This window comes from Proteus penneri (assembly GCF_022369495.1).
Lineage (GTDB): Bacteria > Pseudomonadota > Gammaproteobacteria > Enterobacterales > Enterobacteriaceae > Proteus > Proteus penneri.
Genome location: NZ_CP059690.1, coordinates 1,407,159 through 1,419,491 on the forward strand (window position 1 = coordinate 1,407,159; position 12,333 = coordinate 1,419,491).

Here is a 12,333-nt window from a genome sequence, read left to right on the forward strand (position 1 = left end):
ATAAAAATCAAGTCCTATAAATAGCAGTAATAGGGACTTTGTGTTTAAGCTATAGCACATGACATTGCATTTTTAGAAATCTAACAAAATGACACTGTCACGATAACATTTATTTTAGTAGCTGAGTAAATTGCTGATATAACATATTACCTAATGTTTTTGCGGTATATTCTTTGCTATGGTCTAAATTATCAACAGCTGCATGCATACCATGATAAATTAATGTACTGGTTAATTCAGGCTGTGTGACGTGCCACGTTTTATTCTCAGTTCCCGCAATTAACAATGTTTGTATTTGTTGCAATGCCCTATTTTCATGAATATTACTGCTTTGATGAAATACTTGATGAAAAAGCATATCGTGTAATGCTTGTTTCTCAACATAAGCAATTACACTAATTTCACACCATTGTTTTAATTTTTCACGATGATCTTGTTGTGAGCAGGCGTCCATTGCGTTATCTATTTTATTTAAATACCAATCCATATAACGAGTTCTTAAAGCATCAAGAACGTCTGTTTTAGCAGAAAAATAGTGATAGTATGTTCCTTTGGCTACCCCTGCCTTTTTTACGATATCGCTCACAGTTGTTGCATCGAAGCCTTTATCTAAAAACAATGTTTCTGCCGCATTCATTAACTCTTCTAAACGAACCTCTGCGGGTTTTGTTCTTGGTTTATCTGTGGTTTGTTCTTCTAATAACATTGCTTATCTCCCTCAAAGCCGCTTGTAAAGAGTACTTTATATTAAAGTGATTCACAATGATAACAAATGAAACTCATTATCAACAGGCGTTGACCGACGGTCAGTCGAGTATTATTATGCCATTATTATTCATCATTAAGGCAATAAATCTTATGACTTATTTGAAACGACTGTCACTTATCTGTGCCATTTGTTTAGGTACTTTTATGGCAACACTTGATATTAGTATTGTGAATGTAGCATTACCCACTATTCAAAATGATATCCATGCTGATATGGCAACCTTACAGTGGATTGTCGATGCTTATGCGCTCTGTTTATCTGCCTGTATTTTGTCATCAGGCCCTTTAAGTGACCGCTTTGGACGAAAAAAAGTGTGGCTATGGGGTGTAATTATCTTCACATTAGGTTCAGTAATTTGTGCAATTGCACAGCAACATGAAATATTAATTCTTGGACGTATTATTCAAGGTATTGCTGCGGCTGCACTTATTCCGGGTGCACTGTCTTTAATCACTCATGCTTTTCCTATTGATATTGAACGGGTTCGCATCATAGGAATATGGTCTTCTGTTAGTGCATTATCACTCATCATTGGTCCTATTTTAGGTGGTGTTTTAGTTCATACTAATGGTTGGGCAAGTATATTCCTTATTAATATTCCTATAGGCATAATTACTGTATTACTGGGTTGGTATGGATTAAGTGAAAGCGCCGATCCTGAAAATGTTGCACTCGATCCCTTTGGTCAATTAACCAGTATGTTAGGATTAGGCTTGATAACTTATGGTTTAATTGAAGCCGGATCGGTTGGTTGGTCGCATTATCGAACTTTATCGACATTGATTGTGGGCATTATATTCCTTGTCCTTTTTTTAATGATAGAAAAACGCGTTAAACGCCCTTTATTACCACTTACTTTATTTAAAGATCGTGCATTTTTTCAATATAACCTTTCTTCTTTCACTTTGGGCTTTGCCACTTATAGTAATGTCTTTTTTATTGCCTTTTTTCTGCAAAAAGCACAAGGCTGGAGTGCATTAGAAACTGGCTGGAGAATGGCACCTGAATTTATTGCGATGGCACTGTTTTCTATGTCTTTTGGACGTTTATCTGCATATTTTTCAGTCAGAAAACTCATGATCTGTGGTTTCTTGTTTATTGCTATTTCTTCTTGCTTATTAGCAACATTGGCAACAAATAGCCACTATGGAATAACTGGAAGTTACCTATTTGTATTAGGTGCTGGAATGGGCTTGTCAACACCTGCAATTGGTGCTTTAGTGATGAAAAGTGTTTCACCATCTCGCTCTGGTATGGCGTCTGCAACCATGAATGCATTAAGACAAACAGGAATGACAATGGGGATTGCTTTACTCGGTACATTAATGGTGCAACAAGCAATCCATTATATGGTTATGCAAAGTCAGACATTGGGAATATCTGTAAACTATATCGATATTGTCAGCCTGGTAACTGAAAATGCTACGAGCAATTTAGACAAAGGATTCACCACTTTACTACCAGAGGCATTTAATTCTGGGTTTGCTTATGCAATTGCAACCGCGGGGATCTCATGTTTTGTGACTTTATTTATTGTGCTCTTTCCGGTTAAAGCAAAACATAAGGCACTTACTCAACAAAACACAGATTAACATTTATAAACGTTGAGTGAGAAACTCAAGAAAAGATCCAATATTACGAGAAAGCGCACTACGACTTGCATATATTGCGATTAAATTGATACTGGCGGGCTGTTGAGGAAATTCAATAGCTCGCAAATCCCCTGCTTTAATTGCATCAAAGCAACAATGCTCAGCTAAAATAGCAAACCCTAATCCTTTTAATACCGCAGCTCTTGCCAATATGGCGCTATTTACTCGATAATGGCTATTAATAGTAACTTTTATTGGTTTTTTATGTTCATCAATAAATATCCAAGGCTGCCCTTCTAGTGCGCTTAAACTAGAAATACAAGGCATTTGACTTAATTGTTCAATATGAGTTGGAACGCCTGTTTTTTCTAATAACTCATTAGATGCAACAACAATACTGCGCCACGATTTAATTAACCGCGAATGGTAACTGCTATCTGCTAGATTTCCGCGATGAAAAGTTAATAGTAAATCCATATCATCATCGATGATATTTCTTGGCATTAATTGGGTATCACATTGAATAAGTAAATTAGGATGAAGTGCAGCAAAATCAGCCAAAATATCAGCCAGTAGTTCACTACCATATTCACTTGGAATAGTTAAACGGAAAGTGCCCGTTAATGGTCCATCACTGGTAATATTGCTAACAACATTGTCTAATTCAGTTAAGGTTTTCTTTCCTTGCTGATAGAGTAATTTACCTTGTTCAGTAAGACGCATCTTTCGCGTTGTTCTATCAATAAGTTTACAATTGAGTTGCTGTTCAAGCTGTTTAATTGCGCGACTGATATTTGAGGTAGGCATAGATAATAATCGAGCAGCCGCGGCAAATTGTCCTTGCTCTGCTACGGCAGAAAAAATACGTAATAAATTAAGATCGATTTGCATAAATAATTCACTGCCTACTGTCTTTCTATTGCTTAATATAGGCAGTGTATCATTCATTTTCTTTTATCTCGTTAATAATTAACAGTAGCCATGAGACATGAGTTTTTGATAACGTTTATCTAAAAGTTCCTCGGTTGAATAGCTTTTTAATAAGGCTAAGTCGGTTAATAATTGTTGTTTAAGAAATTCAGCAGCTTGTTGATGATCACGATGAGCTCCACCTAATGGCTCAGGAATAACAGCGTCGATAATGCCTAATGATTGTAATTTAGGTGCCGTCATTCCCATGGTTTCTGCCGCTATTGGCGCTTTATCAGAACTTTTCCATAAAATAGAAGCACAGCCTTCTGGTGAGATTGCTGCATAAGTGCTGTATTGCAACATATTAACTTTATCACCAACACCAATGGCTAGCGCGCCGCCAGAGAATCCTTCACCAGTAATAGTGCAAATAATAGGTGTTTTTAATCGTGACATTTCAAGAATATTACGAGCGATAGCTTCTGCTTGCCCTCGTTCTTCAGCACCAACACCAGGATAAGCTCCCGCAGAATCAATAAAAATAATAACGGGTAGATGAAAACGTTCAGCCATTTTCATTAAACGAAGTGCTTTCCTATAACCTTCTGGTGATGGCATACCAAAATTGCGAAGAATTTTTTCTTTTGTATCACGCCCTTTTTGTTGTCCAATCACCATAACTGCCTTTTTGTCCAAACGCGCTAAACCCGCAACAATCGCTTTATCATCGGCATAAGCCCTATCACCCGCTAATTCCTGAAAATCAGTAAAAATCGCTTTAATATAGTCAAGTGTGTATGGGCGCATGGGATGACGAGCGAGTTGCACAATTTCCCAAGCACCTAAATCAGTAAAAATAGATTTGGTCAGCGAAAGGCTTTTTTGCCTTAAACGTGCGATTTCTTCATCTAAATTAATACCTGTTGGTTCATCTTGAGATTGCTTAAAAGTGAGCAATGCATCTATTTTTTCGTCTAATTCAACAATGGGTTTTTCAAATTCAAGATGAATAAAAGACATAACTACCTCGGATTTAATGCGGTAAATAAAACAATAATTGGCAGTTTAGAAAAAAGATCAGTGTGTTGATAGAGAGGAATTTGATAAACACTATTATCAAAAATGGGATAATTAAACCTTACTACAAGATTAGCAAGAAAAAAGACAAGATCAAAAAGAGCTTTTTCTCTAACTTTAGGCTATACAGAAATTATTAAGTCATGTATTAATATACAGTGCGAATTTATTCATTTTTCACCCGTAAAAAATCGCAAAATTTATAAAACATCCCATAAAATACAAATAATTAGAATAAAGATAATATGTTCTCAAAAAAAACACGATCAACAACTGCACTGTTATTTTCATCACTTCTTCTTACAATAGGAAGAGGTGCGACATTACCATTTATGGCAATCTATTTATCGCGGGAGTATCAATTACCTGTTGATGATATTGGTATTGCTATGTCTATTGCATTAACAACTGGTATTTTTTTCAGCCTTGGCTTTGGGATGCTTGCTGATAAATTTGAGAAAAAACGTTATATGCTCCTCTCTATTATAACGTTTATCTTTGGATTTGCGGCAATACCTATTGTTCATAGTACTGTTTTAGTCGTTATTTTTTTCTCGGTGATTAACTGCTCTTATTTAGTATTCTCAACCGTGTTAAAGGCCTATTTTTCTGAAACGTTGTCAGTTTCAGCAAAACCTAAAATATTTTCTCTAAACTATACCTTTATTAATATGGGGTGGACGGTTGGCCCACCTATTGGCACTTTATTATTAATGTATGGAACACAATTACCGTTTTGGCTTGCAGCTATTTCTGCCAGTGTTCCACTTTTTATGATCCAGTTATTTGTTCAACGTTCTAAAACAATAAATGTTGGTGAAGAAAATAGTGTGAAATGGGATCCAAAAATAATGCTAAAAGACAGAGCATTAAGTTGGTTTGTGCTCTCTACTTTTTTCGGTACATTAACATTTGGCTCTTTTGCTTCGTGTATTTCGCAATATATTTTAGTGGTTTACGATGCAAAATTAGCAGAATCTGTCATTGCGGTTGTATTACCAGTAAACGCTGCCATTGTTGTCTCGCTACAATATATTGTAGGTAAGCATGTTACAGCCGAAAGACTTCGTAAATTAATGACGCTTGGTACGCTATTTTTTATGATGGGTTTACTTGGGTTTATGTTTGCAGGCAACAATTTAATCTTTTGGGCGTTAGCTATCGCTGTATTTACCTTCGGTGAATTAATTTATGCACCTGGTGAGTATATGATGATTGATAACATTGCACCATTAGGGATGAAAGCTAGTTATTTTTCTGCACAATCACTCGGTTGGTTAGGTGCAGCACTTAATCCGCTTGCTAGTGGCTTTATTTTAACTGCATTTCCGCCAGCCTCTTTATTCGCTATTTTAATGGTAGTATCTGCATTAGCTTGGTTTTGTATGATCCAAGGTATGAATGTCCATAAAGAAAGAACAATTGCTCTTTAGTTTTAATCAATTTAGCGTACTAAAAAGACACCTTGGTGTCTTTTTTATGGGTTTTAGATAGAAATTTGATGAGTTATTAGTCTCTATTTTTTCTTTTCAAAGTTGAGTTATACGGTGAGTTAATGCTATTACCTTAATTAAATAAAAACACAACATACTCAAATTATTTTGATGTTCTTTTTAGAATAGTTTCAATGCTAATAGGGAAAAAGTCATTCACATCAACACCGACATTAATTGCATTTTTTCCTAAAACATCTAAACGTTTACGTTGAGTTGGATCTTTTTGTGAATTGTGCACATGACCATATAAATGAATAGCATCACGGAAAAAACCACCCCATTCTAATATAGGATAATGAAACATCACAATTTTTCGTTTTTTATAATCCAATTCAAAGTAGTCTTTCACCCATTCGAATACTGATGCGTCAAATTCCGGATCATCGAGAAATTTGTCATGATTTCCACGGATAAGGTACTTTTTACCATTTAACCGACGTAAAATTCGGTTGGCATCTTGCCCTGTTCCTCGATAGAGAAAATCACCTAAAATATAGATTTCGTCATGATCAGATACATAAGCGTTCCAATTATGGATTAATGTATCATTCATATGGCTTACACTATTGAAAGGACGATCACAAAGATTGAGGATATTTGAATGGCAAAAATGTGTATCAGAAGTAAAGTAAATCATAGTAAGTTCTTAATAATCAATAAAAATCTTAACCTTAAGAAAGTATTTTCCATCGGTCTGTATAGTGATATTTTTTCAACATAATTACCTCCTTTCGCTAGAAATAGAACAATAAGTACAATATCATCTGTTTTATTGTCGTTGATGTTGTTTACGGTAACCAGATAAAGAATGCCCCGTCTCTCTTTTGAAATATCGGCATAAATAAGAAGGATCATCAAAATGAAGTTTTATTGATATCTCATTTACTGAAAGTGAAGTGTGCATTAATAATGCTTTTATTTCAAGAATAACTTGACGATTAATCAACGTCTTAGGTGAATCATTAAAAAATTGTTTTGTTATTTGTGATAAATAAAACGGCGTAATATTAAGACAATTTGCATAAAAAGCAACTTCTCTATGCTTTAAACAATGTTTTCCAATTAATTCCCAAAATTGCCAACAAAGTTTTTCTTTGCGACTAAATTCTTTTTTAGCGATAGAGAAATATGTTGGTATTGATTCTGTGATTGCAAAAAAGAGATTTTGTAGATGGTTTTTTAACATCAACTTTCGATGTTCAGAATAATGATTATCTATATATTTTAGTTGTTCTACCCATCTATTTAAGGCTTCTTTTTGTTCTTTTTGGGGGGAGCAAATGGGATTTTCATGGAGAAAAGCAAATAAAGTATTAGAAAGAGAGTAAGCAATTTCTGAGGCAAAAGATTTATCCAGAAAACAGTAAAATAAGCGGAAGTTTGCTGATTTTTGACGCAAAACCGCCATCATGTCATTACCTAAAATAAGAATGTCATTCGCTTTGATCGCCTGTTCTTGAAAACCAATATTGATTATAGCCCTTCCTTCTAAACAAATCATGACCACAATATAAGATAGTGGTAGAGGACAACTTATTTCATTCGTCATATTACTTTCACCCATTATGACATGTTGCGATGATGCATTAAGTTGTGACAAAACTTGACTCAACATAAATCAATTAACCTCTTTTAATTCTTACCTAGCTCATTTGCTATTTTTATATTTGATGATATTGAACTTAATAACAAGTATTTCCTTCTATTTAGTTGTCAAAAGTACCGATTTTACCTTTTTTATGACATTCGTTTTTTAGTCGTTTTCTTTAGAATAAACACATCTTAAAGACGCAAGATAAACTGCAAAATATTTAAAAATTAAGAGAGCTTATTAAATGAAAACATTAAAAACGGAAAGACTTACATTACGCCCATGGAAACTTTCTGATGCGTCAAGTTTGTATCAATATGCAAAAGATGAACGAGTTGGGCCAATTGCAGGTTGGCCAATACATAAAAGTGTTGAAGAAAGTGCCGAAATTATTCGCACTATATTTATGCGTGATGAAGTTTATGCTGTTACGTTAATTGATGACGATCTTGCCATTGGCTTGGTTGGACTATCTTTTGCAAATGAGAGTAATTTCCTGATTGGGGATAATGATGCTGAAGTTTCTTATTGGATTGGTGTTCCTTTTTGGGGCAAAGGTTTAATACCAGAAGCCGTAAAAGAAATCAGTTGGCATAGTTTTGAAACATTGGAATTAGATAATTTATGGTGTGGCTATTTTGCTGATAATGAGAAATCACAAAAAACACAAGAAAAATGTGGATTTAAATTCCATCACGTTATTGAAGAACAGTACATGGAGTTTTTAGATGAAGTGAAAGTTGAAAATATTTGTCGCTTAACTAAAGATGAATGGATTGAAATCCAAGAACAGACCGATTAAAACAAAACACCAGATTGTGAAATTCATATTATCTGGTGTTTTTTAATATTAATACGGCAATTTAATTAAGCACTTGCTAATGCTTGGGATAAATCAGCAATTAAATCTTGAGGATTTTCAATACCAATAGATAAACGAATGGTAGTGTCTTGAATACCAATATTATGACGTAATGCTATCGGTACGCCAGAATGAGTTGTTGAGCCAGGATGGCAGGCTAAAGACTCTGTTCCTCCCAGACTAACTGCAAGTTTAAAAATTTTCATAGCATTAAGAAAACGGAAAGCTTCACTCTTTCCACCCACAATATCAAATGAGAATGTTGAACCCGCACCTGTACATTGTTTTGCAAATACGTGACCTTCAACCGAGTTTTTATCTGCAAAAGGCAAATAGTGAATAGCTTTTACTTTTTCATGATCACGCAGAAACTCTGCAACTAATAATGCATTCTGATTGGCCTTTTCCATTCTAATTTGTAACGTTTCTAATGAACGACCTAACATCCAGCAAGAATGCGGATCCAGTTGAGTCCCGATGGCTCCTCTTAATAATCTGATTTGATTAATAGTCTCACGAGAGCCCATTGCAGCACCTGCAACTAAATCTGAGTGCCCACCGACATATTTAGTTAAAGAATAGACTGAGATATCAGCACCTTGTTCTATCGGATGCTGATATAGAGGACCAAGTAGTGTGTTATCACAAACAATAATAGGACGATAACCTTGCGTTTTTTCTAATTGATCAGCAACGTTTTTTAATGCTTCAATATCTACTAATGAGTTAGTTGGGTTTGCAGGCGTTTCTGCAAAAATAACAGATACACGCCCTTTTTGACTGGCTTTCTCTGCTTGTTTTTGAATAAGTGAAAGATTTAATCCGTCAGTAAATGCCGTTGCTTGAATACCAAATTTAGCCAGTGTTTTGGCAATTAATGTCTCAGTTCCGCCATAAAGTGGCTGTGAGTGTAAAATAACATCACCAGGTTGCGTTAATGCCATTAATGTTGTGGTAATTGCAGACATTCCTGATGAAAATAATACACAAGATTGCGTATTTTCATAAACAGCCAATCTGTCTTCAACAATTTCACTATTAGGTTGATTAAAACGAGAATAAACTAAACCTGCTTTTTCACCTTCTGGTAAAGGTTTTCTTCCGCTCACTGTATCAAAGAAAGCTTTGCCTTCTTCTGCACTTTTAAAAATAAAGGTCGATGTTAAAAACACAGGTGGTTTTACTGAACCTTCAGAAAGTAATGGATCATAGCCATAACTCATCATAAGTGTTTCAGGTGATAGTTTATGTTCACCGATATATTGTTTTTTTAGTTGAGAGTCAGCCATTTTTTTATTTCTTCTGTGGAATGGAGGATGAGTTATCATACTGAAAAAAATTCATGTTGTTAGAATGTTTTATAAAGTATAAAAACTAGCAGTTATATAAAAATAGCGAAATTAGGAATAAAAACTTAAAGATAAAAAGAATTCTCTCTATCTTTAAGTTAAGACGTTACCATGCTCTTAGTGCATCACCTTTATACATTTCTTTAAACTTCAACTCGATTTGTCGTGAGTGAAGCACTGAAATCAACTTCTTTATATTTTCATCATCTTTGTTATCTTCACGGGTCACGATAACATTGGCATAAGGTGAGTTTTTATTTTCTAGAATTAATCCATCTCGAGTTGCAATTAACCCAATTTGAGACGAAAAATTATTATTAATAATGGCTATTGTGATTGCTGGATCATTTAGTGCTTCAGTGAGCTGTGGCGTATCAACTTCAATAAACTTAATTTCTTTGGGGTTATAGATAATGTCGTCTACTGTTGGGGTGAAACCTACGCCCTCATTGAGAGTAATAAGATGGTTTTCTGCTAATAATAGAAGTGCTCGGCCTCTCATACTAGCTTCATTTGAGATAGCAACAAGAGATCCTAATTGTAACTCATTTATATCGCTAATTTTTTTAGAGTATGCAGCTAAAGGAAAAATATAGGTTTTACCCGCGATATGAAATTTATAACCATTTTCTTTCATTTGTGTTTGAAGGTAAGGAATGGATTGGAATGCATTCGCATCAACTTCTTTATTATTTAATGCCTTATTAGGAAGTACATAGTCATTAAAAGCGACAACTTCAACGTCTAACCCTTCCGTTAATTTCGCTAAACGAATAACCTCATCCCAAATCACTTGATCAGGCCCTGTATTAATTGCCACTTTTACTTTATGCGTATCTTCTTGTGTACAAGATACAGTAAATAATGATATTGAGGCTAGAAGTAAACCTGTAATAATTTCCTTCATATCTCCCTCTAAAACAAACTTTGATAAAACAGTGCCATAAAAATTATTTTGATTAAGAATCATCCTAACAATAGATTAATAACAAGGAATAAGAAATGATACAAGTCCCAAATGCATATAAAGAAAAGAATATTGCTTATATTTTTACAATACATTGTTTTATAAAATAAAAAAATAACACATCATAATATGATGTGTTTGCAATTTAATTTGTAAATTTATTCATTAATGATTTTGTTTATACAATTATCAGAATATGCATCTTCTACGCTGAGATAGGCTGATTCAGTTACACAATAAGTATTAAATTGCCATTTAAACTGAGTTTCATCACTTTTTTTATTTTCTGAAATAGAATGGCTTGAAAAGCGAACTGGAGTGGGTTTTTGTAGATTGTTTCCTATCTTTTCAGCACTTAACAATATAATGTGTGTTTTTTTCTCAATAAATTTGAAATCAGAGATGGTGATATTTGTACCTTTAATCTTATTGTTAAAAAGACTCAAAGCGTTAGCATAGATAGACGGAACAATATAAACCTTTTGATCACTTCCTTTGATATAAACAGTTGTCATATCAACAGATGTTGAATCATCAAATGATCGTCTAGATTTAACAACAACATCAGGAATACCATCACCATTAAAATCGATAAGATTTACGCCATATTCGAGTTTAATATCTGATGATACTGAAGCAAATGGTAGCGATAAAAAAAGTAATCCTAGCCCAAGTTTTAATATCTTATTCATTATATTCTGTTCTTTTTTGCTTGTTACTTGCGCATCAGACTACTTTGTGATAATGATTAGTCAAGATTTTTTATGTTTCAAAATAATACAGAATTTACATTTTCACCATTTATAAAATATTTTTATGACGATCACTATATTTATTTAACCATTATAAAAAGAAGATATTTTTAATATATATTTTTTTAGGTTTAATGTTTCCAGTTAATATAGAGCAATGTAATTTTTAAGATCACTAATTCTTTCTGTTGTTTTATCTTTTAAACAACTGCTATACACCATTGGTGCTAAACTACCACCTTGATAATAATCAGCTTCATATTGGCAAGAGAGATCTCTAAAATTAATCCAAACCAACTGAGCTTGTTTAAGTTGATCTTTTCGAACACCTTCTAACTTAGCATAATATTGCTGATAAATATGGTTAAGCTCTTCATCTTTCTGCTGAAAATCTTGATATACACATTGGTTAATTTCAGTTTGAGTCGCAGCATTTCGACAATCAAAATTATCTGCTTGTAAATGTATAGACCAAAATAGTATACCGCCAGATATTGTACCGAATAGGATAAGTTTTTTCATCGCACCGTCCATTTTTTGATTAAAAACATAGTTTTAGAAGATAAAAAATAAGTTCTTTATCATTTTAACAAAGTTTTTATATGGCAATTAAGTAAAGACAAGGAAAAATAACTCTATTATTGGATAATAAGTATTAACGCTGAATAACCATGTTAATACTTTTAAATATTTATGTTTTTTAGAAATAAATATCGTTTGCAAAAAAAATTAAGCAAAATGTTTGATTATCATGATTCGTAGTCAGCATTCTGATTTTGAATTGAATACATCAACAATAACACCAATTAGCTTTTCTTCTAAAATAGACACATTATCTGGAACATTGATTTTATCTAATCAGAACTATCAAGGACGAGATAGTTATTCCCTTTATGCTCTATCCCTACTTGATGAATATTTATTTTTTGAGAGCCAAAAGTGAGTGCTTTGCGTACTTCTTTAAAC

General features: G+C 33.6%; 12 protein-coding genes. 3 read left to right on the plus strand and 9 right to left on the minus strand.

What is annotated here, in order from left to right; translation table 11 throughout:
• Window positions 1–109: 109 nt before the first annotated feature.
• A complete protein-coding gene (locus H1225_RS06440; protein WP_161671540.1) occupies window positions 110–706 on the minus strand; it encodes a TetR/AcrR family transcriptional regulator in 597 nt (198 codons plus the stop codon).
• A 152-nt stretch (window positions 707–858) separates the two neighbouring features.
• On the opposite strand from H1225_RS06440, the gene H1225_RS06445 reads away from it, so the two are divergent.
• The gene (locus H1225_RS06445) at window positions 859–2,361 is read left to right on the plus strand and encodes an MFS transporter (protein ID WP_161671539.1); all 1,503 of its coding nucleotides are present in this window, start codon (window positions 859–861) and stop codon (window positions 2,359–2,361) included.
• Between the two features lie 3 nt (window positions 2,362–2,364).
• Here H1225_RS06445 and H1225_RS06450 read toward each other — a convergent pair whose 3' ends face one another.
• Together H1225_RS06450 and accA are read right to left on the minus strand one after the other, a co-directional pair.
• The gene (locus H1225_RS06450) at window positions 2,365–3,252 is read right to left on the minus strand and encodes a LysR family transcriptional regulator (protein ID WP_109400624.1); all 888 of its coding nucleotides are present in this window, start codon (window positions 3,250–3,252) and stop codon (window positions 2,365–2,367) included.
• Window positions 3,253–3,330: 78 nt separating this feature from the next.
• Complete coding sequence (accA, locus tag H1225_RS06455; RefSeq protein ID WP_072063930.1) at window positions 3,331–4,293, minus strand: acetyl-CoA carboxylase carboxyl transferase subunit alpha; 963 nt, start codon at window positions 4,291–4,293, stop codon at window positions 3,331–3,333.
• Between the two features lie 302 nt (window positions 4,294–4,595).
• Between accA and ydeE the strand changes: the two genes are divergently transcribed.
• Entirely contained in the window at window positions 4,596–5,783 is a 1,188-nt protein-coding gene (ydeE, locus tag H1225_RS06460; protein WP_161723799.1) for an efflux MFS transporter YdeE, read from the plus strand.
• A gap of 163 nt (window positions 5,784–5,946) precedes the next feature.
• Here the strand turns inward: ydeE and H1225_RS06465 are convergent, their stop codons facing one another.
• On the minus strand, window positions 5,947–6,483 hold the full coding sequence (locus H1225_RS06465) for a metallophosphoesterase (RefSeq protein ID WP_072068090.1): 537 nt from the start codon (window positions 6,481–6,483) through the stop codon (window positions 5,947–5,949).
• Between the two features lie 132 nt (window positions 6,484–6,615).
• Window positions 6,616–7,395 carry a helix-turn-helix domain-containing protein gene (locus H1225_RS06470; RefSeq protein WP_239739573.1) on the minus strand — a complete coding sequence of 260 codons (780 nt, stop codon included), beginning with the start codon at window positions 7,393–7,395 and terminating at the stop codon, window positions 6,616–6,618.
• Window positions 7,396–7,681: 286 nt separating this feature from the next.
• On the opposite strand from H1225_RS06470, the gene H1225_RS06475 reads away from it, so the two are divergent.
• Window positions 7,682–8,239: a GNAT family N-acetyltransferase gene (locus H1225_RS06475; RefSeq protein WP_161727441.1), complete on the plus strand. Its 558-nt coding sequence runs from the start codon at window positions 7,682–7,684 to the stop codon at window positions 8,237–8,239.
• A 65-nt stretch (window positions 8,240–8,304) separates the two neighbouring features.
• Here H1225_RS06475 and H1225_RS06480 read toward each other — a convergent pair whose 3' ends face one another.
• The 4 genes from H1225_RS06480 to H1225_RS06495 all read right to left on the minus strand — a co-directional run bounded on the left by H1225_RS06480 (window position 8,305) and on the right by H1225_RS06495 (window position 11,889).
• Window positions 8,305–9,588: a cystathionine gamma-synthase family protein gene (locus H1225_RS06480; RefSeq protein WP_239739576.1), complete on the minus strand. Its 1,284-nt coding sequence runs from the start codon at window positions 9,586–9,588 to the stop codon at window positions 8,305–8,307.
• Window positions 9,589–9,754: 166 nt separating this feature from the next.
• The gene (locus H1225_RS06485; protein WP_161671537.1) at window positions 9,755–10,555 is read right to left on the minus strand and encodes a MetQ/NlpA family lipoprotein; all 801 of its coding nucleotides are present in this window, start codon (window positions 10,553–10,555) and stop codon (window positions 9,755–9,757) included.
• 218 nt (window positions 10,556–10,773) lie between these two features.
• Window positions 10,774–11,307, minus strand: a complete 534-nt coding sequence (locus H1225_RS06490; RefSeq protein WP_109848466.1) for a carbapenem self-resistance protein CarG family protein — start codon at window positions 11,305–11,307, stop codon at window positions 10,774–10,776.
• 204 nt (window positions 11,308–11,511) lie between these two features.
• Window positions 11,512–11,889, minus strand: coding sequence for a lysozyme inhibitor LprI family protein (locus tag H1225_RS06495; protein ID WP_229096593.1), 378 nt, complete (start codon window positions 11,887–11,889; stop codon window positions 11,512–11,514).
• Between the last annotated feature and the right edge of the window lie 444 nt (window positions 11,890–12,333).

Coding starts and splice junctions, on each gene's coding strand:
- H1225_RS06490 (WP_109848466.1), bottom strand. CDS start 11,307: ATGAATAAGATATTAAAACTTGGGCTAGGATTACTTTTTTTATCGCTA.
- ydeE (WP_161723799.1), top strand. CDS start 4,596: ATGTTCTCAAAAAAAACACGATCAACAACTGCACTGTTATTTTCATCA.
- H1225_RS06465 (WP_072068090.1), bottom strand. CDS start 6,483: ATGATTTACTTTACTTCTGATACACATTTTTGCCATTCAAATATCCTC.
- H1225_RS06445 (WP_161671539.1), top strand. CDS start 859: ATGACTTATTTGAAACGACTGTCACTTATCTGTGCCATTTGTTTAGGT.
- H1225_RS06485 (WP_161671537.1), bottom strand. CDS start 10,555: ATGAAGGAAATTATTACAGGTTTACTTCTAGCCTCAATATCATTATTT.
- H1225_RS06440 (WP_161671540.1), bottom strand. CDS start 706: ATGTTATTAGAAGAACAAACCACAGATAAACCAAGAACAAAACCCGCA.
- H1225_RS06475 (WP_161727441.1), top strand. CDS start 7,682: ATGAAAACATTAAAAACGGAAAGACTTACATTACGCCCATGGAAACTT.
- H1225_RS06480 (WP_239739576.1), bottom strand. CDS start 9,588: ATGGCTGACTCTCAACTAAAAAAACAATATATCGGTGAACATAAACTA.
- H1225_RS06495 (WP_229096593.1), bottom strand. CDS start 11,889: ATGAAAAAACTTATCCTATTCGGTACAATATCTGGCGGTATACTATTT.
- accA (WP_072063930.1), bottom strand. CDS start 4,293: ATGTCTTTTATTCATCTTGAATTTGAAAAACCCATTGTTGAATTAGAC.
- H1225_RS06470 (WP_239739573.1), bottom strand. CDS start 7,395: ATGACGAATGAAATAAGTTGTCCTCTACCACTATCTTATATTGTGGTC.
- H1225_RS06450 (WP_109400624.1), bottom strand. CDS start 3,252: ATGCAAATCGATCTTAATTTATTACGTATTTTTTCTGCCGTAGCAGAG.